Raw genomic sequence first — 24858 nt, 5'->3', positions numbered from 1 at the left:
TCTGTCATGAGACGACCTTATCTCCGGAGGTATGTGTGTCCTGCCTAATCGTCCAGTCGGACAAGACCCTGCTCCTGGAAGTCGATCACGAGCGGGCCGATGAGTGCCGTCGGGCGATCGCCGCGTTCGCGGAGCTGGAGCGGGCACCCGAGCACATCCACACCTACCGGGTGACACCGCTCGGCCTGTGGAACGCCCGCGCGGCCGGACACGACGCCGAGCAGGTCGTGGACGCGCTGGTCACGTACAGCCGCTACCCCGTGCCGCACGCGCTGCTCGTCGACATCGCCGACACGATGGACCGCTACGGCCGTCTGACGCTCTCCAAGCACCCGACGCACGGCCTCGTCCTCACCACCACCGACCGCCCGGTCCTGGAGGAGGTGCTGCGCTCGAAGCGGGTCGCGCCGCTCGTCGGCACCCGCATCGACCCGGACACCGTCGCCGTGCACCCTTCCGAGCGCGGCCAGATCAAGCAGACGCTGCTGAAGCTGGGCTGGCCGGCCGAGGACCTCGCCGGGTACGTCGACGGCGAGGCACACCCGATCGAGCTGAACGAGGACGGGTGGGCGCTCAGGCCCTACCAGAAGCAGGCCGTGGAGAACTTCTGGCACGGCGGCAGCGGGGTCGTGGTGCTGCCGTGCGGTGCCGGCAAGACCCTCGTCGGCGCCGGTTCCATGGCCCAGGCGAAGTCGACGACCCTCATCCTCGTCACGAACACCGTCTCGGCCCGGCAGTGGAAGCACGAGCTGGTGAAGCGGACGTCGCTCACCGAGGAGGAGATCGGCGAGTACAGCGGTACGAAGAAGGAGATCCGCCCGGTCACCATCGCCACGTACCAGGTGCTGACGACGAAGCGGAAGGGTGTCTATCCGCACCTGGAGCTCTTCGACTCCCGGGACTGGGGCCTGATCCTCTACGACGAGGTGCACCTGCTGCCGGCGCCGGTCTTCAAGTTCACCGCGGACCTCCAGGCCCGCCGCCGCCTGGGCCTGACCGCGACCCTGGTGCGTGAGGACGGCCGCGAGTCGGACGTCTTCTCCCTGATCGGCCCGAAGCGGTTCGACGCGCCCTGGAAGGAGATCGAGGCGCAGGGCTACATCGCGCCCGCCGACTGCGTCGAGGTCCGCGTCAATCTCACCGACGCCGAGCGGCTCGCGTACGCCACCGCCGAGCAGGAGGAGAAGTACCGCTTCTGCGCGACGACCGACACCAAGCGGAAGGTCACGGAGGCCATCGTCCGCCGGTTCGCCGGGCAGCAGATCCTGGTCATCGGCCAGTACATCGACCAGCTCGACGAACTGGGCGAGCATCTGAACGCCCCGGTCATCAAGGGCGAGACCTCCAACGCCCAGCGCGAGAAGCTCTTCGACGCCTTCCGGGAGGGCGAGATCAGCGTCCTCGTCGTCTCCAAGGTCGCGAACTTCTCCATCGACCTGCCGGAGGCCACGGTCGCCATCCAGGTCTCGGGCACCTTCGGTTCCCGCCAGGAGGAGGCCCAGCGCCTCGGCCGCGTCCTGCGCCCGAAGGCCGACGGCCACAAGGCCCACTTCTACTCAGTCGTCGCCCGCGACACGATCGACCAGGACTTCGCCGCCCACCGCCAGCGCTTCCTGGCGGAGCAGGGGTACGCGTACCGGATCGTGGACGCGGACGAGATCCTGGCGGAGGGGTAGCCGAGCAGGAGGGCGAGGCCGAGCAGCGCGCAGAGCGCGTACGGCGACGCCCATGGCTGCTGCCACCAGGGCAGTCGGAGGTCCCGGGCGCCCTCGTGGGGGAGCAGCCATATCGTGCGGGTCGTGAACAGGAGGGCCGTTGCCGCCGCGAGGCGGGGGCGGCCCTCCGTCAGCAGTACGGCGGCCAGCGGGACGCACCACACCCAGTGGTGGGACCAGCTGATCGGCGAGACGAGCAGGGCGGTGAAGGCCGTCAGGAGGATCGCGTGGCTCTCCTCGGCGGCCCGCGCCGCCAGCCACAGGCCGGTGACCGTGACCGCGGCGGCCGGGAGAGCCCAGACGAGGCCCGGCGCCGGGTCGCCCAGGGCCCGGGCGACCATCCCGTGCAGGGACTGGTTGTCGACGATCCAGACCTTGCCCACGCGGTCCGTCTCGTAGAGGCGGCGGGTCCAGTAGTCGAGGCTCGCGGAGGGAAGGGCGAGGGCGCCCAGCGCGACCGTCCCCGCGAGGGCCGCTGCGGCCGTGCCTGCCTCCCGGCGCCGCCCGCGCAGCAGCAGATACGCGATGAAGATCGCCGGAGTCAGTTTGATGCCGGCGGCGATGCCGACCGCGGCGCCCTTCCAGCGGGCGCCCGTCGGACGGGTGAGATCCCACAGCACCAGGCAGACCAGGGCGAGGTTGATCTGGCCGAAGAGGATCGTCTGGAGGACCGGCTCCAGCCAGAGGGCCGCTGCGGTGCCGGCGCACAGGGCGGGCAGGCGGAGCTTCGCGGGGCCGCCCGCCAGCCGGGCGGAGAGGTGGACCAGCACGGCGAGCATGAGCGCGTTGCCCGCCAGGAAGGTCGCCTTGAGGGCGGCGAGGGGGATCAGCGCCGCCGGGACGAAGAGGAGCGCCGCGAAGGGCGGATAAGTGGCGGGGAGCTGCCACTGCGTGACGGTGAAGCCATAGAGATCCTCGCCGCGGAGGACGGCTTCGCCTTCCGCCCGGTAGACCAGCGCGTCGGCCATCGGGAGGGGCTGGTGGGTGCAGAGTGCCGTGAGAGCGAGGAGGGAAACCGCCAGAAGGCAGTAGGCAGTTGCGGAATGTGATCGGCGGGTCACTCGGTGACCCTAGGCGTCACTTGCGGCGGACGCCCGCCTCCTCGCCGTACTCACCGAGGACGATCACGTCGAAGGCCGCACCTGCGAACACCTTGACGGCACGCAGGGCTTCACCGAGGCGATGATGGTGGTGCCCCTGAAGCGCTGTGGCTCCGCGGGGGCCCACGGGTGCTGGTTGGATGGTTGCTGCGCTCATGTCTCCATGATGGATCCGCAGACATAAAGACGGCATCGGCCTGCGGACCGAAGCGGCGTGCTGACGCCGTACACCTCCGGGCGGATGCCCTCCCCCCAGGGAAGAGGCCGCGTCCCCTAGGGGGCGGACGGGGGCCGGGGCGGGGGAGGAACGAGTGCCGGATGGGGCCGGATGGGGGCCGGAATATTCGTTGGCGATTGCCTTTCCCCTTCGCCTAAAATCTCCGCTCTTGCCCGCCTCCCCCGCGGAGTGCCGCCGCCCGGACGGAAACCGGTCGGCTCTCTCGATCACCTACCTGTAGGTCCCTCCGGAGGCACCCCCTTGTCCACGCGCGCCGACGACCCGCTCGACCCGCTCTCGCGAGAGCGCTCCCACCTGGCCGTGTCCCGTTCCGCCCTGCGTGCCATGCGCGAGGACGTCGAGTCCCTCGACATCAGCGACGTCACCGCGAACTGGGTCAACGCCGAGGTTCTCGCCCGCCAGATCGACGACCGCATCAAGGCGCTGGCCGACCTCAGCGACACCCCGCTGTTCTTCGGCCGGCTCGACTACCTGCACGCCCCCGGCGCCGCGGAGGCCGAGGGCGCGGAGGGCGAGCGCTTCTACATCGGGCGCCGGCATGTGCACGACGCCGAGGGCGACCCGATGGTCATCGACTGGCGGGCGCCGGTGTCCCAGCCGTTCTACCGGGCGTCGAAGAAGGACCCGATGGACATCGCGCTGCGCCGCCGCTTCGGCTACACGGGCGGTGACCTCACCGCGTACGAGGACGAGCACCTCTCCGACCCGGCGGAGGCCGCCCGCACCAGCAAGCTGCTCCAGCAGGAGATCGAGCGCCCGCGCGTGGGCCCGATGCGGGACATCGTGGCGACGATCCAGCCGGAGCAGGACGAGATCGTACGGTCCGGGCTCGGCGGCACGGTGTGCGTGCAGGGCGGTCCGGGCACGGGGAAGACGGCGGTGGGCCTGCACCGGGTGGCCTATCTGCTCTACGCCCACCGCGAGCGGCTCGCCCGCACCGGCACGCTCGTCATCGGGCCGAACAGGTCCTTCCTGCACTACATCGAGCAAGTCCTCCCGGCGCTGGGCGAGTTGAGCGTCCGGCAGGCGACGGTGGACGACCTCGTGGCGCACGTCGAGGTGCGCGGGACGGACGACGCGGCGGCGGCCGTCATCAAGGGCGACGCGAGGATGGCGGAGGTGCTGCGGCGCGCTGTGTACGCGCACGTCACCATGCCGACGGAGCCGGTGGTCGTCGTACGCGGATCCCGTCGCTGGCGCGTCCCGGCGTACGAACTCGAAGAGACCGTCCGTGAGTTGCTCGCCCGCGACATCCGCTACGGCGCCGCCCGCGAGGCCCTCCCGCAGCGCATCGCGCACGCCGTGCTGGTGCAGATGGAGCGCTCGGGGGAGGCGCCGGACGACCGGGTGCAGGACGCGGTGGCCCGCAACAGCGCGGTGAAGGCCGCCGTCAAGGCGATCTGGCCGCCGGTCGATCCGGCGAAGCTGGTGCTGCGGCTGCTCGCCGACGCGGACTTCCTGGCCGAGCATGCGGCCGGGGTCCTCGACGCGGACGAGCAGAAGACGATCCTGTGGGCGAAGCCGGCGCGGTCGGTGAAGGCCGCCAAGTGGTCCGCGGCGGATGCGGTGCTGATCGACGAGGCGAACGACATCGTGGCGCGTACGTCGTCCCTCGGGCATGTCGTGCTCGACGAGGCGCAGGATCTCTCGCCGATGCAGTACCGGGCGGTGGGCCGGCGTTGCACGACGGGTTCGGCGACGGTGCTGGGGGATCTGGCGCAGGGTACGACCCCCTGGGCGACGCGGAGCTGGGACGAGGCGTTGGCCCACCTCGGCAAGTCGGAGGGGGTCATCGAGGAGCTGACGGCCGGTTTCCGCGTCCCGACGGACGTCATCGCCTACGCCTCCCGCCTCCTCCCCCACATCGCGCCCGGCCTGACGCCGGTGGCGTCGATCCGTGAGAACGCGGGGTTCTTCGAGGTCCGTGAGGTGTCGGAGGCGTCGGAAGTCATCGCCGCGTGCGGGGAGTTGCTGCGCCGGGAGGGGTCGATCGGGCTGATCGCCGCGGATGCGCGGGTTGCGGTGCTGGCGGAGGGGCTCGCTGCGGCGGGGATCACGTATCTGGCACCCGGCGAGGAGACGACCCAGCAGACCCGGTTGACGCTGGTGCCTGCGTCGCTCGCGAAGGGTCTGGAGTACGACTACGTCGTTCTGGACGAGCCCCAGGCGGTGGTGGACGGGGAGCCGGATGAGCGGACGGGGTTGCGGCGGCTGTATGTCGCCCTGACGCGGGCGGTGTCGGGGTTGGTGGTGGTGCACGGGGGGTCGCTGCCGGGGCAGTTGGGGTGACGGGTCCCTCCGGGGGTTGGCCGGGAACGGGGGGTCGGGGGTGGTGGCGGTCTGTGTCGGGATGCGGGTGCGTGGGGGCTGGTCGCGCAGTTCCCCGCGCCCCTGAGGGGGTGGCAGGTGCCGTCGCCGACGAGGAACCCCCGTCAGCGCCGGGCCGCGACCCACCCCCGCCAGGGCTCCCCGCCTAGGAAACCCCGTCCAGCACAGCCCGCCACTCGGCCACCGCACCCACCGACACCGGCCCCTCCCAGCCGTCCGGACGGGCGGCGCCGCCGATGTGGAAGGCGTCGATGCCGGCGGTCAGCAGGGTCGGCACGTGGTCGAGGCGCAGCCCGCCGCCCACGAGGACCCGCTGCTCGTACCCGGGCTCCCCGACCCTGGCCGCCTCGGCGAGCAGGACGGCGAGGCCGTCGTCGACGCCGGTCGGCGAGCCGGCCGTGAGGTAGGTGTCCAGGCCCGGCATGCCGTCCAGCTGCTTGCGCAGCGCGTCCCGGTCGGCGGCCCGGTCGATGGCCCGGTGGAAGGTCCACCGGCACCCGTCCAGCTCACTCACCACCCGCTCGACGGCTTCGAGGTCCACCCCGCCGTCGGCGTCGAGGAACCCGAGCACGAACTCGTCCGCCCCGGCGTCCCGCAGCTCGCGCGCCACCCGCACCAGCCGCGCCACGTCCCCGGCGGCGAACCCGTCCGCCAGCCTCAGCATCACGCGCAGGTCGATGTCGACGGCGGCACGGATCCCGGCGAAGGTCCCGACCGGCGGGGTGAGCCCGTCGGCGGCCATCTCGGTGACCAGTTCGAGCCGGTCCGCACCCCCGGCCTGGGCGGCGACCGCGTCCTCGACGCCGAGGGCGATCACCTCCAGGACTGCACGCTTGCTCATGGGACCCCATTCCTCGGCATTCGACGACGGCTACAGGTCTAGTCCAATCCAAGGGTACGGGGTGGAGGCTCGCCCGAGGATGCGCAGGGTCACCCGAAGATTTTCAGCTCCCCCGCCTCGGCCCCCGCCGGCGTACGACGCCGCCTGCGCCGGCCGCCCCGCATACAGCCGTACGAGGGTGGCGGCGCCCCCGATGTACCGCGCCGGGGGACTGGGCCGTCGGGTCGCCCGGGCGCCACCCCCTTCGGCCACGCCGGCTGCAACCCCTCAGGGGCGCGGGGAACTGCGCGACCAACCCCCACCCACCCGCACCCCGACACAAACGGTCACCACCCCCGAGCCTCCCGCGCTACACCCCGCCGCCCAGAGACTGCTCCCCTCCCCCACACCAGCTGCAACCCCTCAGGGGCGCGGGGAACTGCGCGACCAACCCCCACCCACCCGCACCCCGGCACCAACCGCCACCCCCCCCACCCCTCTTCCCTCGAAACCCCCCCACCCCCCAGGCAATCCCCGCCACCCCCGCGACAATGACCCCATGGCCGACCTCCACACCCCCGCCGCCCTCAACACCCTCCGCACCCGCTTCACCCAAGCCCTCGACGCAACCCGCTCCCCCTCCACCACCCCCGACCCCACCCCCTACGCGGACAACCTCCTCACCCGCTGGCAGGAACCGCAGCGGCACTACCACACGCTCACCCACCTCACCGCGGTCCTGGACCGCATCGACGAGTTGGCGGAGCACGCCGACGACCCCGACGTCGTGCGGCTCGCCGCCTGGTTCCACGACGCGGTGTACTTCCCCGACCGCTCGGAGAACGAGGAGCGCTCGGCCCGCCTCGCCGAACGCGCCCTCACGGAAGCCGGCGTCCCCGCGGAGCGGACCGCCGAGGTGGCCCGTCTGGTCCGGCTCACCGTCACGCACGACCCGGCACCGGACGACCCCGACGGCCAGGTCCTGTGCGACGCCGACCTCGCGATCCTCGCGGCGCCGCCGTCCGCGTACGCCGCGTACACGGCAGCCGTCCGCGAGGAGTACCACTTCGTCCCGAACGACGCCTTCCGCGAGGGCCGCGCCGCGATCCTGCGCCAACTCCTGGACCTGCCACGCCTGTTCAGCACGCCGTACGGGAAGGAGAAGTGGGAGGCAACCGCCCGCTACAACCTCGCCGCCGAGCTGGAAATGCTGTCGCTCTGACAAGGCCGCCGCCGTAGCCTGCACGGCATGCGAGACATGGGCGGGGAACGCGTACAGGAGGCCGTGGCGAGCAGCGTGGCGCTGCTGCGGACCGCGGTGGACCGGGACTGGGCCGGGGTGAAGGCCGGCCGGCTGGAGTGGAGCTGCGGCAACGCGGCGTTCCACATCGCCGAGGACCTCATCGCGTACGCCGCCAACCTGGCCGGCCGCGCCCGGGACGACTACGTCCCCTTCGAGATCACCCTCGACGAGGGCACCGGCAACGAAGGGCTGATCCACGTCATCGAGACGACCGGCGCCCTCCTCACCGCAGCCGTCCGCACCACCCCGCGCGAGGTCCGCGCCTTCCACCCGTACCCCTTCCGCAGCGCGAACCGCGAGGGCTTCGCCGCGATGGGCGTCGCCGAAGTGCTGCTGCACACGCATGACATCGCCGAAGGGCTCGGGGTGGCGTACGAACCGCCCGCCGAGCTGGCCGGGTTCGTCCTCACGACGATCTTTCCGCACGTCCGGCCCGGCCCCGACCCCTGGCGCACCCTGCTCTGGGCCACCGGCCGCGGCGACCTGCCAGGCCGCGCCCCGGTCACCGAGTGGCGCTGGCGCAACAACCTCGTCCTGCCCACCGACCGCCTCACCCTCCAGGGCGTCACCCCCGCGTCCGCCGCCGACCTGAGCGCGGGCGGCGACGGCGGGTTCACGTGGGTCGTGGGCGGCCCCTTCGAGGGGACGCGGGAGGCCGCCGGGATGATGTCGAAGGCGTACGAGGAGGGGGTGCACCGCCCCGAGTTCGGCCTGTTCGTCCTCGTACGGCGGGAGGACGACCTCGCGGTCGGCGGCATCGGCTTTCACGGCGCCCCCGACGAGGAGGGCGCGGCCGAGGTCGGCTACGACCTCGTGGAGGGCGTTCGCGGACGCGGCTACGCGAGCGAGGCGCTGAGCACGCTGTCGGAGTGGGCCCTGGCCCGGGACGACGTGCGCCTCCTGTGTGCGGCGATCCACGCCGAGAACGCCCCCTCACAACGCGTCGTCGCCCGCGCCGGATACGTACGCACGACCGTCGAGGAGGAGCGGGCGGCACAGGTGCAGCACGACATGGACGACTCCCTGCGGCTCTACGTCCGCCGCGGGCACCCCACGGCGGCCTAGCCTGGGGCGGAGCCGACCCGCACCGCCGCAGGGAGCCGCCATGTCGTTCACCGCCGAGGAGATCGCCTACCTCACCACGAACCCTCTCGCCCGTCTGGCCAGCCTCTGCGCGGACGAGCAGCCCGACGTGGTCCCGGTGGCCCTGGAGTTCGACGGCACCCACTTCTGGGTGGGCGGACCCCGCGAGGAGGTCCTCGGCACGCGCAAGTTCCGCAATGTCGCCCGTGGCCGCGAGAAGGTGGCGTTCGTCGTGGACGACATGGTCTCCGTCGAGCCGTTCATCGCCCGCGGCATCCGGGTGTACGGCGTCGCGGACGGCCCCGTGGAGCGGGTCGGCATGGTGGGGCCGGGCCACTACCTGCGCATCACGCCGACGCTCTCATGGAGCTGGAACCTGTCGGACCCGCCCCGGCCCGCCGGGGAGTCCTGGTACCCCATGCGTCGAGCCGAGCACTCCACCCCGAACCCGTAGGCCGTGACTCAGGTCACATCCACTCATGTCACATCGCTCCGAGCCGGTCCGTCATAGCTGTGTAACCACCGACGAACGGCAAGGGAGTTGGCCATGAGCGCCCGACTGAACATCTTCGCAATCCCCAGCGCCGGCAAGGTCATCAAGCACATCACCTCGGCCAGCAAGGTGGTGCACGACTCGACGCTGCCCGTCACCACCCAGCACCTGGTGACGCTCCGCGCCAGCCAGATCAACGGCTGCGGCTTCTGCACCGACATGCACAGCAAGGACGCCGTCGCCGCAGGAGAGGACTGGCTGCGTCTCAATATGGTCGCGGCCTGGCGCGAGGCCACCTGCTTCACCGAGGCCGAGCGCGCCGCCCTTGAGCTGGCGGAGGAGGGCACGCGCATCGCCGACGCGGCCGGCGGGGTCTCGGACGAGGTCTGGGAGAAGGCCGCCAAGCACTACGACGAGGAGCAGCTCGCCTCCCTGGTGTTCCTGATCGGCCTCATCAACGCCTTCAACCGGATGAACGTCCTCATCCAGCAGCCGGCCGGCGACTACCAGCCCGGCCAGTTCGCCTAGCCGGGAGCGCGTCCGGGGCCGAGGGGGCGTCAGGGAGCGGCGTCCGGAGCCGAGGGGGCTTCAGGGAGCGGCGTCAGCCCGCCTCCCGCCCCTTCGGCCTGCGCAACCCCGCCCCCTGCAACAGCCGCACCACCTCACGGCTGCTGACCTCGACGGCACCCGCCCGCACCGCATCGGCGTAGCGGTGGGACGGGACGTCGTAGTGGTCCCGCTCGAAGGCCCGCCGCGGTACGCCCAACCCGTCGGCGAACGTGTGCAGTTCGTCGTACGACACGTCGCTCACGAGGTGCGACCACATCCGCCCGTGTCCCGGCCAGGTCGGCGGGTCGATGTAGATCGTCACGGCGTCACGCGCTCTCTCCCGACGACTGCGTCCCGCCCGTGCCGGCCGCCCCCAGCGACCCCACCGCCGCGACCCTCACGCCCGCCTTGTGGCACACCCAGTACGGATCGGGGCCCAGCTCCGGCTCGACCTCCAGCGCGTGCGGGTCGCCGGCGCCGCACACCGGGCACAGCGGCCAGCGCCCGAACCGGTCCAGCAGCGCGTCCTGCACGTCCTGGGCGACCAGTCCGGCCACGAATTCCACGCCGTCCGGCCACTGCTCGACCCACCAGCGCCGCTGTACGACCGACTCCTCGACCAGCGACACGACGTCCGCCTCGGCGACCTCGCCCGCGACCAGGTCGGCGAGCACGAGGGCGCGGGCCGTGTGCAGCGCCTGTTCCAGCGGGCTGAGCGGACTGATGGGTTCCATGGTCCTATTGTGCGCACTCTTGACCACGGCACGGGGTGGAAATATTTTTCAAAGGTGACCAATAACGTGAAGGAAACTTTCGGCCGTGCGGGGCCGACCGGTCCGGCCCCGGCACCCGCCGCCCTCGCTGCCAAGGTGCGCACGCTCGCCCCGTCGATGACCCGCTCCATGCAGCGCGTCGCCGAAGCGGTCGCGAGCGACCCGGCGGGCTGCGCGGCCCTCACGGTCACCGGCCTCGCCGAACTCACCGGCACCAGCGAGGCCACCGTCGTGCGCACCGCCCGTCTCCTCGGCTACCCCGGCTACCGCGATCTGCGCCTCGCCCTCGCCGGCCTCGCCGCCCAGCAGCAGTCGGGCCGCGCACCCGCCATAACGACCGACATCGCGGTGGACGACCCGATCGCCGACGTGGTGGCGAAGCTCGCCTACGACGAGCAGCAGACCCTCGCCGACACGGCCGCCGGCCTCGACACCGCCCAGCTGGGAGCGGCCGTATCGGCTGCCGCCGTCGCCCGCCGGATCGACGTGTACGGCGTCGGGGCGTCCGGGCTGGTCGCCCAGGACCTCGTCCAGAAGCTGCTGCGGATAGGGCTCATAGCCCACGCGCACAGCGACCCGCATCTCGCCGTGACGAACGCGGTGCAGTTGCGCGCGGGTGACGTGGCGATAGCCATCACCCACTCCGGGTCGACCGGGGACGTCATCGAGCCGCTGCGGGTGGCGTTCGAGCACGGGGCGACGACCGTCGCGATCACCGGGCGTCCGGACGGGGCCGTCACCCAGTACGCCGATCACATCCTCACGACGTCCACGGCGCGGGAGAGCGAGCTGCGGCCGGCGGCGATGTCGTCCCGGACCAGTCAGCTGCTTGTCGTGGACTGTCTGTTCGTGGGGGTGGCGCAGCGGACGTACGACACGGCTGCGCCTGCGCTGGCCGCGTCGTACGAGGCGCTGGCGCATCGGCACCGCAGATAGACCGCAGGCCCGACGGCCGGTCAGGCCCGACGGTCGGCCCCCCGCCCCATTTCCTCCGGGTCGGACAGCACACCGGAAACTGGAAAGAGCCGCCTCCGCCATGACCTCTCCATCCAACCCCCGTGATCTCCGCGCCGAGTTGGAGACCCTGACGACCGAGGCGTTCCGCCCCGAGCTCGCCGAGATCGACCGTCTCGCCACCCTCGACATCGCCCGGCTCATGAACGGCGAGGACGCGGCCGTACCCACCGCCGTCGCGCAGCGCCTCCCCCAGATCGCCGCCGCCATCGACGCCATCGCGGAACGGATGGCCCGGGGCGGCCGCCTCATCTACGCGGGCGCGGGCACCGCCGGCCGCCTCGGCGTGCTCGACGCCTCCGAGTGCCCGCCCACCTTCAACACCGACCCCTCCCGGGTCGTCGGCCTCATCGCGGGCGGCCCGGAGGCGATGGTCGTCTCCGTCGAGGGCGCCGAGGACTCCAAGGACCTCGCCCGCACCGACCTCGACGGCCTCGCGCTCACCCCCACCGACACGGTGGTCGGCATCTCCGCCTCCGGGCGCACGCCGTACGCGATCGGCGCGGTCGAACACGCGCGCAAGCAGGGCGCATTGACGATCGGCCTGTCCTGCAACCCGGACAGCTCCCTGGCGGCGGCCGCCGAGCACGGCATCGAGATCGTCGTGGGCCCGGAACTCCTCACCGGCTCGACGCGCCTGAAGGCCGGCACGGCCCAGAAGCTGGTCCTCAACATGCTCTCGACGATCACGATGATCCGCCTGGGCAAGACCTACGGAAACCTGATGGTCGACGTCCGCGCTTCCAACGACAAGCTACGGGCCCGCTCCCGCCGCATCGTCGCCCTGGCCACGGGCGCCGACGACGCCGACATCGAGCGTGCCCTGACCGAGGCGGGCGGCGAGGTGAAAACGGCGATCCTGATCCTCCTGGCGGACGTGGACGGCCCTACGGCGAACGGGCTGCTCGACGCGGCGGACGGTCATCTGCGGGCGGCGATGAGTGCGGGCGGGCGCACGGACGGGCGGTGACCGGACCCGTCCGTCGTATCAACTCCCCTGTTAGCGTGGCCACATGACGGCACCGAAGACCTTCCGCATCGGCGGCGATCTGGAAGTACGACGGCTCGGGTTCGGGGCCATGCATCTGCGGCCGGAGACCGACGAGGCCCGGGCCGCCCACCTCGCGGTCGCCCGGCGGGCCGTCGAACTGGGCGTCACGCTGATCGACACGGCGCACCTGTACGGCTGGGGAGCGAACGAGGATCTCCTCGCCGAGGCCCTGCACCCGTACCCGGCCGACCTCGTGATCGCCACGAAGGTCGGTATCCGCCGGACCACCTCGGGCGAGGGCTGGCGGCACGCGGGCGAGCCCGCCGACCTGCGCGACCAGGTCGAGGAGGCCCTGCGCCGCCTCCGCCTCGACCGCATCGAGCTGCTCCAGCTCCACCGGCTCGACCCCGGCGTACCGCTCCCCGACCAGCTCGGCGCGCTGCGCGACCTGCGCGCCGAGGGCAAGGTGAGCCGGATCGGCCTGTCCGAGGTCACGGCCGCCGAGCTGGCCGAGGCGCGGACCGTCGTCGACATCGCGAGCGTCCAGAACCGCTACAACCTCCTCGACCGCGAGCACGAGCCCGTACTCAAGGCCTGCGAGGAGGCGGGCATCGCCTTCCTGCCGTGGCGGCCGGTGGCCGCCGGGCAGTCGGGTGCGCAGGCCGAAATCGCCGCGGTGGCAAAGGAACTGGACGCCACCCCGACGCAGGTCGTCCTCGCCTGGCTCCTCGCCCACTCCCCGGTGATCGTCCCCATCCCGGGGACGACGAGCCTCGCCCACCTGGAGGAGAACCTCGGCGCGGACGCCGTCCACCTCACCCAGGCCCGGTACGACCGCCTCAGCCACGCCGCCGAGTCCGCCTAACGCGGCAGCCTCCCCTCCCGGTTGACCTGCCGCACCCGCGCCAACAGCTCCGCCTTCGTCGGCGCGGGCTCCACCGGCTCACCCCGCAACACCGCCGCCAGCCGCTCCGCGGTCCGCATATTGCAACGCCCCAACTGGACGAGCGCGAACGGCTCGTCGCCGGCGCCGGTCACCGGGTCCACAGACAGGGACGGCAGTACGACACCGACGCCCCTGAGAGCCTCCCGCAGGGACAGCACGACTTCCTCGGTCGACCGCACGTTTGCCTCACCTCTCCACGCAGAGTTTGCGATTCACAACACAGCGTGTCGGTGGCGGCTCTAGCCTGGCCAGACGGGGGACACCAACAGCTGCGATGTTCGACCGGGAGCTGCCATGCCGGGACCCAAAGACCTCGACCCTTTCTCGTCGCCGCGCGCGCTGCTGGGGGCGGAATTACGTCACGCACGCGAGAAGAAGGGTCTCAGCCAGGAGGCGTTGGGCCAGAAGCTGTTCGTCAGCGGCACGTTCGTGGGCCAACTGGAGGCGGGTACGCGGCGCCTGCGGCCGGACGTGGCGCCGCTGGTGGACGAGGTGCTGGGCACGAACGGGTTCTTCGAGCGGAACTGCGAGGCGGCCAACAAGTCCAGGTATCCGGAGCACTTCGCGGAGGCGGCGGAGGCCGAGGCACAAGCGACGGCGATCAGGCAGTACGCGCCGTTGCTGATCCCGGGGCTGTTGCAGACTCCGGCGTACGCACACGCCGTGAACCGCGCGTATGACCCGACGGCGCCCGAAGAGACCATCGACGAGTGGGTGGCGGGCCGGATGGAACGGACGCGTCTGCTCGACCACCCAACAACGCCACTGTTGTGGATGGTGCTTGACGAGGCCGCCCTTCGCCGAAAGACCGGAGGGCAGGAGGTGATGGCGGAAGCCCTGCGCCATGTCGCCGGCCTGGCCCGCCGGAGCCGGGTCATCGTGCAGGTGCTGCCGTTCAGTGCGGGAGCACACAAGGCAATGGATGGCTCGCTAAAGCTGATGGATTTCCAGGACGCCCCTCCGCTGGTCTACTTCGAGGGACCCGGCACCGGACGGCTGGAGGACGACCCGGCCACGGTCGCCCAACTGAGGTTCACCTTCGAACTCCTAACGGCCTCATCGCTCTCGCCCGAGAAGTCCCTAGCCTTGATCGAGACGTTGGCGCAGGATTACACCCATGAGGAGCATCCCTGATTACGACCTGAGCGCGGCCACCTGGCACAAGTCCAGCTACAGCGGCGGTGGCGGCAACGACTGCCTCGAAGTCACCCACGACCTCCCCACCCTCGTCCCCGTCCGAGACTCCAAGCACCCCCACGGCCCGAAACTCATGTTCGGCACATCCGCCTGGGCCGCCTTTGTGAATGCGGTCAGAATCTGACCTAGTCGGCTCATAGCGTGTCTCTCATGACTGAGACCACGCACAACACCGTCCCAGGCACCGTCACCGTCACCGACGAGCGCGCCGACCTGCTGGAGACGCTGGCCAAGCACCGGGAGTTCCTGCGCTTCACCGCCCGCGACCTCTCCGACGAGCAGGCCGGGCAGCGGACCACCGCCAGCGAGCTGTGCATCGGCGGCCTGATCAAGCACGTCACGTCGGTGGAACGGAGCTGGGCCGCCTTCATCCAGCGCGGCCCGTCGGCGATGCCCGACTTCACCGCCATGACCGAGGCCGACTTCGCCAAGCGGGCCGACAACTTCCGGATGCTGCCCGGCGAGACGCTGGCCGGCGTGCTGGCCGAGTACGAGAAAGTCGCCCACCGCACCGACGACTTGGTCGCCGCCCTGCCCGACCTGGGCACTTCCCACGCGCTCCCCAAGGCCCCGTGGTTCGAGCCAGGCGTTCGCTGGTCGGCCCGCAGGACGCTGCTGCACATCATCGCGGAGACCGCCCAGCACGCCGGGCACGCCGACATCCTGCGTGAGTCCCTGGACGGGGCGAAGACCATGGGCTGACGTCGGGGTCGTTGGCGAAGAGCCGAGGACTTCGCCCACACTGGCACCCATGAACCACGCCCAGCTGACCGCCCTGGGCCGCGCCCTCCGCCTCCTCGGCGAGCACGGCGAGGCCCTCACTGCCACCACCCCGGATGCCAAGCTGCACGAGGTCAAGGCGGACCTGCGGCGCGCTCTCGACCTTCTGGACGAGAGCGTGTCCGGTGCCGCCCCGACCACCCGCTGCCCGGAGCACCCGGGCGGCCCGGTCGACGCGGCGGCACCCGACCTCTGTCTGCTCTGCGAGACCCGCCGCCGGGCGGCCCGCCGCTCCGAGTACAACGGCACCGGCCCGGCGGCCCCCCGCTCCCCCGACACCGCCCCCTCCCGCTACGGCGTCCGCGGCGACCGCCCACAGCCCCAGCAGCGCTGGCTGCCGGAGCTGTGGAACGGGCAGGAGTGGCAGCTGTGCGGCACGCCGCGCCGCGACCGCCGGGAGGCCGAGCTGTACATCGCCGCCCAGCGTCGCGGGCCGCGCCCCGCCATGGCCTACCGGCTCGTGCACGAGTTCACCGACTACGAGGTGCTGCGCGTGTGGGGCACGCCGGTGAAGGTCGACATCGAGCCGCTGGGCAACCTGTGACTACGACTTCGCCGCCGCCCCCACCTGCTCGGCGACGCCCTCCGCCACCGGCTTCCCGGCGCCGGCCGGCGCCTGCCGCGGGATGAACGACGCCACCACGAACGCCAGCAGCGCCGCCCCGGCGCCCACAGCCAGGACCACCTTGAAGCCGTTCTCGGACGGGAGGGCGTAACCGCCGAGGTCCGTCGTCATCTGGGCGAGGATCACTCCCGCGACGGCGCTCGCGGTGGACGTACCGAGGGAACGCATCAGCGTGTTGAGGCTGTTCGCGGCGGCCGTCTCCGACGCGGGCACGGCGCTCATGATGAGGGCGGGCATCGAGCCGTAGCCGAAACCGACGCCGGCGCCGATGATGCAGGCCACCAGGACGAAATGCCAGACCTCGGACATCAGGACGATGTTGAGGCCATAACCGACGGCGACGATGAGCACACCGATCATCAGCGTGACCTTCGGGCCCTTGGCCCGCGAGATGGCCGCCGACACCGGGGCCGTCGCCATCATGACCAGGCCCGACGGAGCCATGCACAGGCCCGCGACCAGCATCGACTTGCCGAGGCCGTAGCCGGTCTGCGCAGGAAGCTGGAGGAGCTGCGGGATGACGAGGCTCATGGCGAACATCGCGAAGCCCACGGCGATCGAGGCCAGGTTGGTGACCAGCACCTGACGCCGGGCGGTCGTCCGCAGATCGACCAGCGGCTGCCCGGTACGCAGCTCCCACCAGCCCCAGGCGAGCAGGACGACCACGGCCGCCACGAACAGACCGAGCGTCGTACCACTGCCCCAGCCCCAGTCGGCACCCTTGGAGACGGCCAGGAGCAGGCAGACCAGTCCCGCCGCCATCCCCGTGCCGCCCACCAGGTCGAAGCGCCCGCCCGTGCGCACCTTCGACTCGGGCACGAACAGCACCACGCACACCAGCGCCACGACCCCCATGCCGGCCGACGTCCAGAACAACATGTGCCAGTCGAAGTTGTCCGCGATGAGCGCGGCGGCGGGCAGCCCGAGCGCGCCGCCGATGCCGAGGGAGGCGCTCATCAGGGCGGTCGCGGAGCCGAGGCGTTCGGCGGGGAGTTCGTCGCGCATGATGCTGATGCCGAGCGGGATCACCCCGGAGGCCAGGCCCTGGAGCACCCGTCCGACGATCATCGGGACCAGCGCGTCACTCAGGGCACAGACCACGGAGCCGCCCACCAGCAGCACGACGCTGACCAGCAGCATCCGCCTCTTGCCGTACATGTCGCCGAGCCGCCCCATCACCGGCGTGGCGACGGCGGCGGCGAGCAGGGTCGCCGTGACCGCCCAGGCGGTGTCCGACGCCGGGGCGTCGAGCAGCCGGGGCAGCTCGGGGACGATCGGGATGACCAGGGTCTGCATCAGCGAGACGACGATCCCGGCGAAGGCCAGCACCGCCACCACGGTGTTCGACCTCGGCGGGGCGCCGCCCCCGGCCTCGGCGGCAGGGGCAGGGGCGTGGGACATGGTGGGGCCTCCGTCGGCGTACGAACGTGAAGGTACGTAATTGACCAAGGCAACCTTAAGTCAGTTGATTGACTTACTCAAGGGATGCAGGTCACGCCTCGGACCGCCCGAGATCGCCTCGGATCACCCAGGTCAGGCGGGCACCCGGCTCAGGCCCCCCGCTCCACGAACGCCCGCGTCCGCTCCTCGTCCAACTCGTACACCGTCTCGTGCGCCCGGGGATCGCGGGCATGGAAGGTGTGGAACAGCGGCCCGTCCGCCCCGCCCAGCTCCACCAGCGAGGCCGAGGCCCCGCGCACCACGCGTTCCGTGCCGGGCGCCGCCGTGAGGTCGATGCGGTTCACGACACCGGGGGTGACCCAGACCGGCACCGCGGCCAGGAAGCCGAGGAGCTGGAGGTGGTAGTGCCCGGTCAGGACGACCTGTACGTCACTGCCCCGGATCGCCGTCGCGAGCTCGCCCGGGTCGCGCAGGCCGAAGTGCGGCTGGGTCGCCGAGATGTCGAGGGCGATCGGTGGGTGGTGGAGGGCGAGGACGGTGCCCTGCTCGGCCGGGGTGCTCAACACAGCCTTCAGCCAGTCCAGTTGAGCCGTGCTCAGGCTGCCGTACACCTTCCCCGGCACCAGCGAGTCCAGCGTGATGAACCGCAGGCCGCCGACGGTGCTCACGGCCGCCCGCTCCCCCGCCTCGGACTCCAGGACCGCCTCAGGTTCCGGGTGGCCGCTGCCCAACACCTTCCCGAAGGCGCCGCGCTCGTCATGGTTGCCGGTGGTGTAGAACACGGGCGCGCCCATGCCGCGCGCGAACTCGCCCACGAGCTCCTTCACGGCCGTATACGCTTCCACCGCACCGTCGTCCGCGATGTCCCCCGTGACGACGATCGCGTCGACGCCCCGCACATGCCTCAGCTCGGCGAGCATCAGGCGGAGCGAGTCGGTGGCATTGACGCCGTATGCGTTGGGGGCGTCGGCCCGTTCGATGTGGGTGTCGGAGAGATGAAGGATCCTCATCTCTCCGACAGTAGCGGCTGGTTGGGCCTCAGCTCAGGGTCTTCAGCGACGCCGCGTCATACGGCGCCAGCTCCTCGAAGCGGCCGCCCAGCACCTTCGCCGCCCACTCCGGGTCCTGGAGCAGCGCCCGGCCGACGGCGACGAAGTCGAACTCCTCCGCCTCCAGACGGTCCAGCAGGTCGTCGATGCCCTTGACCCCGGAGCCCTGGCCGGCGAACGCGCCCAGGAACTCGCCGTCCAGGCCGACCGAGCCGACGCTGATGGTGGGCCTGCCGGTCAGCTTCTTCGTCCAGCCGGCGAGGTTGAGGTCGGAGCCGTCGAACTCCGGGACCCAGTAGCGGCGGGTGGAGGCGTGGAAGGCGTCGACGCCGGCCGCGGCGAGCGGGGCGAGGATGGCCTCCAGCTCCTCGGGGGTCTCGGCGAGCCGGGCGTCGTAGGCCTCCTGCTTCCACTGCGAGTAGCGGAAGATGACCGGGAAGTCCGCGGAGACCTTCTCGCGCACGGCGGCCACGATCTCCGCCGCGAACTTCGTACGGGCGACCGGGTCGCCGCCGTACGCGTCGGTGCGGCGGTTGGTGCCGCCCCACAGGAACTGGTCGACGAGGTAGCCGTGGGCGCCGTGGATCTCCACGCCGTCGAAGCCGATGCGCTCGGCGTCCGCGGCGGCCTGGGCGAACGCGCCGATGACGTCGTCGAGGTCGCCCTGGGTCATCGCCCTTCCGGTGGGCGCATCGGCGCCGATGCGCAGGCCGGAGGGGCCGACGGCGGGAGCCTCGGCGTAGGGCGGCTGGCCCTGCTCACGCACCATGCCGATGTGCCACAGCTGCGGCACGATCGTGCCGCCCGCCGCGTGCACGGCATCGGCGACCTTCGCCCACCCCGCCAGCTGCTCCTCACCGTGGAACCGCGGCACCCTGTTGCTCTGCCCGGCCGAGTCGTGCCCGACGTACGTGCCCTCGGTGACGATCAGACCGACGCCGGCGGCGGCGCGGCGCGAGTAGTACGACACGACGTCCTCACCGGGCACGCCGCCCGGGGAGAACATCCGCGTCATCGGCGCCATCGCGATGCGGTTCGGAACGGTCAGACCGTTGATCACGGTCGGCCGGGACAGGATCTGGGCCGCACGGGAGGCGGTGGGCTCGGTGACGGTCACGTGGGGGTCTCCTCGGTAGGCATTGACCAGCGGGTATGTGCACGCGCATTGTTGCACTCCCTTAAGCAACTGCTCGCCGGAGGCCGCCTATTCCGCACCCCGCCCCATCCGGCCGTGACCCCGGCCACACACAGCGCGGCACGGCCGGGCTCGGCCGCGTACAGGGAGCGGGCTGTCACAAACGGGGACCCAGTCCGGTCCTTCCTGCGGACACTCCCTGTTTGGAGGAATACATGAGCGCTGAGCACGCACACCTGCCCCCGGGCGTCGAGGTGATCGACACCCTGCCGGAGGCGGCGGCCCGGATTCCGGCGGGCGCCGAGGCCAGGACCATCCGGGTCACCCTGGCGCCGGGGGACCCGGGTGCGCCGCCGCACCGGCACCCGGGGCCGCTCTTCGGCTATGTGACCCAGGGCGAGATCCTCTTTGAGCTGGAGGGGCAGCCGCCCCGGGTGCTCAAGGCAGGTGACGCCCTGTTCGAGCCCGGGGGTGACGTGATCCACTACCAGGGCGCCAACAACCTTCCGGACGCGCAGTCGCAGCTGGTGGTGACCATGTTCGCGCCGCCCGGCTCCCCGGTTCTGACCGTGGTCGGCGCGGAGGAACTGGCCGAACGCCGGCACCTCCGGGCTGCCCAGCCGGGATGACGATCGCCGAGTGAGGAAACGCCCGAGGGCGGCACCCCCTGTCGTAACAGGAGGTGCCGCCCTCGGTAAGGACGTTGATCAACCGGAGTCGAAACCCCGAGGTCGATCAGAAGTCCATGTCACCGCCCGGCATGCCGCCACCGGCAGGCGCAGCGGACTTCTCCGGCTTGTCGGCGATGACGGCCTCGGTGGTGAGGAACAGCGCGGCGATCGACGCGGCGTTCTGCAGCGCGGAACGCGTCACCTTCGCCGGGTCGATGATGCCCTCGGCGATCATGTCGACGTACTCGCCGGTCGCGGCGTTCAGACCGTGGCCGACCTGAAGGTTGCGCACCTTCTCGACGACGACGCCACCCTCGAGACCACCGTTGACGGCGATCTGCTTGAGCGGGGCCTCGAGCGCGAGCTTCACGGCGTTGGCGCCGGTCGCCTCGTCACCTTCGAGCTCCAGCTTCTCGAACACCTGGGAGGCCTGCAGCAGGGCCACGCCACCACCGGCGACGATGCCCTCCTCGACGGCCGCCTTGGCGTTGCGCACGGCGTCCTCGATGCGGTGCTTGCGCTCCTTGAGCTCCACCTCGGTGGCGGCACCGGCCTTGATGACCGCGACACCGCCGGCGAGCTTCGCCAGGCGCTCCTGCAGCTTCTCGCGGTCGTAGTCCGAGTCGCTGTTCTCGATCTCGGCGCGGATCTGGTTCACCCGGCCGGCGACCTGCTCGGAGGAGCCGGCACCGTCGACGATGGTGGTCTCGTCCTTGGTGATGACGACCTTGCGGGCCTTGCCCAGGAGGTCCAGGGAGGTGTTCTCGAGCTTGAGACCGACCTCCTCGGAGATGACCTCGCCACCGGTGAGGATGGCGATGTCGTTCAGCATCGCCTTGCGGCGGTCACCGAAGCCCGGGGCCTTGACGGCGACGGACTTGAAGGTGCCGCGGATCTTGTTGACGACCAGGGTCGACAGGGCCTCGCCCTCGACGTCCTCGGCGATGATCAGCAGCGGCTTGCCCGACTGCATGACCTTCTCCAGGAGCGGGAGCAGGTCCTTGACGGAGCCGATCTTGGAGTTGGCGATCAGGATGTACGGGTCGTCGAGCGACGCCTCCATCCGCTCCATGTCGGTGGCGAAGTACGCCGAGATGTAGCCCTTGTCGAAGCGCATACCCTCGGTGAGCTCCAGCTCCAGACCGAAGGTCTGGGACTCCTCGACGGTGATGACGCCTTCCTTGCCGACCTTGTCCATCGCCTCGGCGATGAGCTCGCCGATCTGGGTGTCGGCGGCGGAGATGGAGGCCGTGGAGGCGATCTGCTCCTTGGTCTCGACATCCTTCGCCTGCTCAAGCAGGGCGGCGGAGACGGCCTCGACGGCGCGCTCGATACCGCGCTTGAGGGCCATCGGGTTGGCGCCGGCGGCTACGTTGCGAAGGCCTTCCTTGACGAGGGCCTGGGCGAGAACGGTCGCCGTGGTCGTACCGTCACCGGCGACGTCGTCCGTCTTCTTGGCGACTTCCTTGACCAGCTCGGCGCCGATCTTCTCGTACGGGTCCTCGAGCTCGATCTCCTTGGCGATGGAGACACCATCGTTGGTGATCGTGGGGGCGCCCCACTTCTTCTCGAGGACGACGTTGCGGCCCTTGGGGCCGAGCGTCACCTTGACGGCGTCCGCGAGCTGGTTCATGCCGCGCTCGAGGCCGCGCCGCGCCTCCTCGTCGAACGCGATGATCTTGGCCATGTGAAGTGGTCCCTCCAGGACTGGGGGTGATTCCTTCGGACCGCGCCCGCGCCCGCGACGGACGGCTCACATGCCTCGTGGTTCCTTGCCCCACCCGGCCTGCGGGCCTCACCGACCCGGTCCTTCTTTGTCACTCTCACCTTCAGAGTGCTAACGCCAATGATTAGCACTCGGGGTAGGCGAGTGCAAGCGCCTCTCGGGTATCGGGCGGCACGCCCTGCGGTGCGCGAGCAGGGACGGGCGGGGTCGGGGCGGACCCGGGCGGGCCCCGGACAGGAGCCGCGCGGACCCCGGACATGGCGAAGGGCTCGCACCCCAGGAGGTGCGAGCCCTTCGAAGAAGAACGTCGCTGCTTTAAGTCGACGCGTGCTTCAGCCGGTGGCCAGACGGACCATGTCCGCCTGCGGCCCCTTCTGGCCCTGCGAGATCTCGAAATCGACCCGCTGGCCTTCCTCCAGGGTGCGGTAACCGTCCATCTGGATCGCGCTGTAGTGGACGAAAACATCCGCACCACCGTCGACCGCGATGAAGCCGTACCCCTTCTCCGCGTTGAACCACTTGACGGTGCCCTGAGCCATGCCTAACTCCCCTATTACTGGCCCTTGCACAGATCCACACTTCGCGGATCCGGGTCAGACCTCACCCCCCATCGGTCGGGGGCGTGCGCCGGAACGCGTCGACCGCGGCTGAATGTATCTGCCCAACTGCCGTCTGCAACAGGTCAATCGGACGAGAATTCCGGGCACGACCGGTCGGGAATGTGGGGACAATTCCGCTGACTTCAGGTCAAGTCGGACCCGGCATAGCGAACAAAAGCCGCAAAAAACCCGCACACTTTGGCTACTTCTTGTCGGGCTTGCGGCAGAAATCAAGGGCGGCCGACCAGTGGAACGGCGGCACGTTCCCCAACTGTACCTCGCTCAACCACACAGAATTGCCCCCTCCGCTTCTCTCACGGAGGGGGCAATTCGATGAACTCTTGGTTACCGGTGTTACCGAAGGTAATGATCGGTCATTCGGTCAGCCTGTCAGCCACCGGCGACGGCCGGAATGATGGAGACGCCGGCACCGTCGGGAGTCGCGGTCTCCAGACCCTGCTCGAAACGGACGTCGTCGTCATTGACGTACACGTTGACGAACCGACGCAGCTTGCCCTGGTCGTCGAGAACTCGGGCGGCGATCCCGGTGTGGTTCTTCTCCAGGTCGGCGATGACCTCGCCGAGGTTGGCACCTTCGGCGGCGACCTCGGCCTGGCCACCCGTGTAGGTGCGCAGGATGGTGGGGATGCGGACGTTGACGCTCACGTAATGACCTCCGGTCAGGTAAACGGGCCTAAAGGGGCGGGGCTGAGCTATACGAGGCCGGCCTCGCGGAACGAATCCAGGTTGGGACGAATCGTCGCAGTCAGCCCGGTACCGGCCACCGCATCCAACGTCTTCAGCCCGTCGCCGGTGTTGAGCACCACGGTCGTGAGGCTCGGGTCCAGCACACCGCTCTCGATCAGCTTCTTCGTGACACCCACGGTCACTCCGCCGGCGGTCTCCGCGAAGATGCCCTCGGTCCGGGCGAGGATCTTGATCGCGTCGACGACCTGCTCGTCGGTCACGTCCTCCACGAAACCACCCGTGCGGCGGGCGATGTCCAGGACGTACGGACCGTCGGCCGGGTTGCCGATCGCCAGCGACTTGGCGATGGTGTTCGGCTTCTGCGGCCGGACCACGTCGTGGCCCGCCTTGAACGCCGTCGACACCGGCGAGCAGCCCTCGGCCTGCGCGCCGAAGATCTTGTACGGCTTGTCCTCGACGAGCCCGAGCTTGATCAGCTCCTGCAGACCCTTGTCGATCTTCGTGAGCTGCGAGCCGGAGGCGATCGGCACGACCAGCTGGTCCGGCAGCTGCCAGCCGAGCTGCTCGCAGATCTCGTACGCCAGGGTCTTGGAACCCTCGGCGTAGTACGGCCGCAGATTGACGTTGACGAAGCCCCAGCCCTCGCCGGCGGGGTCGCCGATCAGCTCGGAGCAGAAACGGTTCACGTCGTCGTAGTTGCCCTCGATGCCGACGAGCTCGCCGCCGTAGACCGCGGCCATGACGACCTTGCCCTGCTCCAGGTCGTGCGGGATGAACACGCAGGACCTGAAGCCCGCGCGGGCGGCGGCGGCACCCACCGCACCGGCGAGGTTGCCGGTGGAGGAGCAGGAGAGGGTGGTGAAGTTGAAGGCGCGCGCGGCCTCGATGGCCTGGGCGACGACGCGGTCCTTGAAGGAGTGCGTCGGGTTGCCGGAGTCGTCCTTGACGAACAGCTTGCCGGCGTCGACGCCGAGCTCGTTCGCGAGGTTGTCGGCCTGGACGAGCTTGGTCCAGCCGGGGTTGATGTTCGGCTTGGTGGCCACGTCCGCGGGGACGGGCAGCAGGGGGGCGTAACGCCAGATGTTCGCGGGGCCCGCTTCGATCCGCTTGCGGAGCTCCTCGGTGTCGTAGGCCGAGAAGTCGTAAGCGATCTCCAGCGGGCCGAAACACTCCTCGCACGCGAAGACCGGTCCGAGGGGTACCCGGTGACCGCACTCGCGGCAGGACAGCGCCGCGGCGGGACCAAGGTCTACGGTGGATTCGGTGGTGCTTGCAGCAGTCTGCACAGCCATGTGAGGCGAGGCCCTTTCTCCTCATCTTCCTCACGACGCATCTCGCCGTGAGACGGATTTGGCACCTTCCCTAGCCGGGAGCCTCGCGGAGACGATCGACAGTGATCGCCACGAGACCGGCTGGAGGGTTGCCGGGGCTTCATCGGGCCGTTTCCCTCTGCCCCTCTGGATGAGCTGTATTCGGTTGTCAACTATGGGCGACCCCGGACATGCGATGGTCACCCGCGTTGTTCAAGACTGTAACCGAAGGCCAGGACAGTTGAGATAGTCGTCCGAACCGCGAGATGGATCACACGATTACCTGCTGTGATCACGACAGTGA

Annotated in this window: 26 protein-coding genes, 1 pseudogene and 1 riboswitch; of the genes and pseudogenes, 14 read left to right on the top strand and 13 right to left on the bottom strand. The window is 70.5% G+C overall.

The features are described from left to right. The first annotated feature begins 35 nt into the window (after positions 1 to 35). The gene (locus tag OG331_RS27680) at positions 36 to 1676 is read left to right on the top strand and encodes a DNA repair helicase XPB (RefSeq protein ID WP_406200941.1); all 1641 of its coding nucleotides are present in this window, start codon (positions 36 to 38) and stop codon (positions 1674 to 1676) included. 284 nt (positions 1677 to 1960) lie between these two features. Here OG331_RS27680 and OG331_RS27675 read toward each other — a convergent pair. Both OG331_RS27675 and OG331_RS27670 read right to left on the bottom strand, forming a co-directional pair. After that, positions 1961 to 2683: pseudogene (locus OG331_RS27675) on the bottom strand (glycosyltransferase 87 family protein); the annotation flags it as partial. A 109-nt stretch (positions 2684 to 2792) separates the two neighbouring features. Then, the gene (locus OG331_RS27670; protein WP_328426899.1) at positions 2793 to 2972 is read right to left on the bottom strand and encodes a hypothetical protein; all 180 of its coding nucleotides are present in this window, start codon (positions 2970 to 2972) and stop codon (positions 2793 to 2795) included. A 321-nt stretch (positions 2973 to 3293) separates the two neighbouring features. Between OG331_RS27670 and OG331_RS27665 the strand changes: the two genes are divergently transcribed. Then, the gene (locus OG331_RS27665) at positions 3294 to 5342 is read left to right on the top strand and encodes a HelD family protein (protein ID WP_406200938.1); all 2049 of its coding nucleotides are present in this window, start codon (positions 3294 to 3296) and stop codon (positions 5340 to 5342) included. Between the two features lie 184 nt (positions 5343 to 5526). Here the strand turns inward: OG331_RS27665 and OG331_RS27660 are convergent, their stop codons facing one another. Further along, entirely contained in the window at positions 5527 to 6222 is a 696-nt protein-coding gene (locus OG331_RS27660; protein ID WP_406200936.1) for a copper homeostasis protein CutC, read from the bottom strand. 538 nt (positions 6223 to 6760) lie between these two features. Here OG331_RS27660 and OG331_RS27655 point away from each other — a divergent pair. From OG331_RS27655 to OG331_RS27640, 4 genes are all read left to right on the top strand, one after another. Continuing rightward, positions 6761 to 7423, top strand: coding sequence for an HD domain-containing protein (locus OG331_RS27655; protein ID WP_406200934.1), 663 nt, complete (start codon positions 6761 to 6763; stop codon positions 7421 to 7423). Positions 7424 to 7450: 27 nt separating this feature from the next. Then, complete coding sequence (locus OG331_RS27650; RefSeq protein ID WP_406200932.1) at positions 7451 to 8569, top strand: GNAT family N-acetyltransferase; 1119 nt, start codon at positions 7451 to 7453, stop codon at positions 8567 to 8569. Positions 8570 to 8609: 40 nt separating this feature from the next. After that, positions 8610 to 9041: a PPOX class F420-dependent oxidoreductase gene (locus OG331_RS27645; protein ID WP_391405699.1), complete on the top strand. Its 432-nt coding sequence runs from the start codon at positions 8610 to 8612 to the stop codon at positions 9039 to 9041. 93 nt (positions 9042 to 9134) lie between these two features. Then, entirely contained in the window at positions 9135 to 9608 is a 474-nt protein-coding gene (locus tag OG331_RS27640; RefSeq protein ID WP_406200929.1) for a carboxymuconolactone decarboxylase family protein, read from the top strand. Positions 9609 to 9681: 73 nt separating this feature from the next. Here the strand turns inward: OG331_RS27640 and OG331_RS27635 are convergent, their stop codons facing one another. Further along, entirely contained in the window at positions 9682 to 9951 is a 270-nt protein-coding gene (locus tag OG331_RS27635; protein ID WP_328880862.1) for a DUF4031 domain-containing protein, read from the bottom strand. A 4-nt stretch (positions 9952 to 9955) separates the two neighbouring features. Then, positions 9956 to 10354 carry a hypothetical protein gene (locus OG331_RS27630; protein WP_406210314.1) on the bottom strand — a complete coding sequence of 133 codons (399 nt, stop codon included), beginning with the start codon at positions 10352 to 10354 and terminating at the stop codon, positions 9956 to 9958. 63 nt (positions 10355 to 10417) lie between these two features. Between OG331_RS27630 and OG331_RS27625 the strand changes: the two genes are divergently transcribed. The 3 genes from OG331_RS27625 to OG331_RS27615 all read left to right on the top strand — a co-directional run bounded on the left by OG331_RS27625 (position 10418) and on the right by OG331_RS27615 (position 13272). Then, on the top strand, positions 10418 to 11338 hold the full coding sequence (locus OG331_RS27625) for a MurR/RpiR family transcriptional regulator (RefSeq protein WP_406200925.1): 921 nt from the start codon (positions 10418 to 10420) through the stop codon (positions 11336 to 11338). Between the two features lie 100 nt (positions 11339 to 11438). After that, entirely contained in the window at positions 11439 to 12386 is a 948-nt protein-coding gene (gene murQ, locus OG331_RS27620; RefSeq protein ID WP_406200922.1) for an N-acetylmuramic acid 6-phosphate etherase, read from the top strand. 43 nt (positions 12387 to 12429) lie between these two features. Beyond that, positions 12430 to 13272, top strand: coding sequence for an aldo/keto reductase (locus OG331_RS27615; protein WP_406200920.1), 843 nt, complete (start codon positions 12430 to 12432; stop codon positions 13270 to 13272). On the opposite strand, the gene OG331_RS27610 is transcribed toward OG331_RS27615, so the two are convergent. Next, positions 13269 to 13532 carry a hypothetical protein gene (locus tag OG331_RS27610; protein WP_406200918.1) on the bottom strand — a complete coding sequence of 88 codons (264 nt, stop codon included), beginning with the start codon at positions 13530 to 13532 and terminating at the stop codon, positions 13269 to 13271. The two genes, OG331_RS27615 and OG331_RS27610, sit on opposite strands and share 4 nt — an antisense overlap. 115 nt (positions 13533 to 13647) lie before the next feature. Between OG331_RS27610 and OG331_RS27605 the strand changes: the two genes are divergently transcribed. From OG331_RS27605 to OG331_RS27590, 4 genes are read left to right on the top strand one after another with little or no spacing between them, the layout of a single operon-like run. Further along, positions 13648 to 14487, top strand: coding sequence for a Scr1 family TA system antitoxin-like transcriptional regulator (locus OG331_RS27605; protein WP_406200915.1), 840 nt, complete (start codon positions 13648 to 13650; stop codon positions 14485 to 14487). Next, a complete protein-coding gene (locus OG331_RS27600; RefSeq protein ID WP_406200913.1) occupies positions 14471 to 14674 on the top strand; it encodes a DUF397 domain-containing protein in 204 nt (67 codons plus the stop codon). Before OG331_RS27605 ends, OG331_RS27600 begins: the two co-directional genes overlap by 17 nt. Positions 14675 to 14700: 26 nt before the next feature. After that, positions 14701 to 15252: a DinB family protein gene (locus OG331_RS27595; protein WP_406200910.1), complete on the top strand. Its 552-nt coding sequence runs from the start codon at positions 14701 to 14703 to the stop codon at positions 15250 to 15252. Between the two features lie 49 nt (positions 15253 to 15301). Then, entirely contained in the window at positions 15302 to 15874 is a 573-nt protein-coding gene (locus OG331_RS27590; protein ID WP_406200908.1) for a hypothetical protein, read from the top strand. On the opposite strand, the gene OG331_RS27585 is transcribed toward OG331_RS27590, so the two are convergent. The 3 genes from OG331_RS27585 to OG331_RS27575 all read right to left on the bottom strand — a co-directional run bounded on the left by OG331_RS27585 (position 15875) and on the right by OG331_RS27575 (position 19522). Next, entirely contained in the window at positions 15875 to 17356 is a 1482-nt protein-coding gene (locus OG331_RS27585) for an MFS transporter (protein WP_406200906.1), read from the bottom strand. A 149-nt stretch (positions 17357 to 17505) separates the two neighbouring features. Next, a complete protein-coding gene (locus OG331_RS27580) occupies positions 17506 to 18366 on the bottom strand; it encodes a metallophosphoesterase family protein (RefSeq protein WP_406200904.1) in 861 nt (286 codons plus the stop codon). 28 nt (positions 18367 to 18394) lie between these two features. After that, the gene (locus OG331_RS27575; protein WP_406200901.1) at positions 18395 to 19522 is read right to left on the bottom strand and encodes an NADH:flavin oxidoreductase; all 1128 of its coding nucleotides are present in this window, start codon (positions 19520 to 19522) and stop codon (positions 18395 to 18397) included. Between the two features lie 233 nt (positions 19523 to 19755). Here OG331_RS27575 and OG331_RS27570 point away from each other — a divergent pair, with 233 nt between their 5' ends. Beyond that, positions 19756 to 20169 carry a cupin domain-containing protein gene (locus OG331_RS27570; RefSeq protein WP_406200899.1) on the top strand — a complete coding sequence of 138 codons (414 nt, stop codon included), beginning with the start codon at positions 19756 to 19758 and terminating at the stop codon, positions 20167 to 20169. Positions 20170 to 20275: 106 nt separating this feature from the next. On the opposite strand, the gene groL is transcribed toward OG331_RS27570, so the two are convergent. From groL to thrC, 4 genes are all read right to left on the bottom strand, one after another. Continuing rightward, positions 20276 to 21898 (bottom strand): chaperonin GroEL, encoded by a 1623-nt coding sequence (groL, locus tag OG331_RS27565; RefSeq protein ID WP_406200897.1) that lies wholly within the window; start codon positions 21896 to 21898, stop codon positions 20276 to 20278. A gap of 371 nt (positions 21899 to 22269) precedes the next feature. Further along, on the bottom strand, positions 22270 to 22476 hold the full coding sequence (locus OG331_RS27560; protein ID WP_007493268.1) for a cold-shock protein: 207 nt from the start codon (positions 22474 to 22476) through the stop codon (positions 22270 to 22272). A gap of 450 nt (positions 22477 to 22926) precedes the next feature. After that, positions 22927 to 23202, bottom strand: coding sequence for a MoaD/ThiS family protein (locus OG331_RS27555; RefSeq protein WP_148000006.1), 276 nt, complete (start codon positions 23200 to 23202; stop codon positions 22927 to 22929). A 47-nt stretch (positions 23203 to 23249) separates the two neighbouring features. Next, complete coding sequence (gene thrC, locus OG331_RS27550) at positions 23250 to 24536, bottom strand: threonine synthase (RefSeq protein WP_406200894.1); 1287 nt, start codon at positions 24534 to 24536, stop codon at positions 23250 to 23252. Positions 24537 to 24554: 18 nt separating this feature from the next. Continuing rightward, positions 24555 to 24712, bottom strand: a riboswitch (SAM riboswitch). Positions 24713 to 24858: the final 146 nt, after the last annotated feature.

It is taken from the genome of Streptomyces sp. NBC_01017, assembly GCF_045162795.1.
GTDB classification, from domain to species: Bacteria; Actinomycetota; Actinomycetes; order Streptomycetales; family Streptomycetaceae; genus Streptomyces; species Streptomyces machairae.
This window is presented reverse-complemented; position numbering and strand designations above follow the sequence as displayed.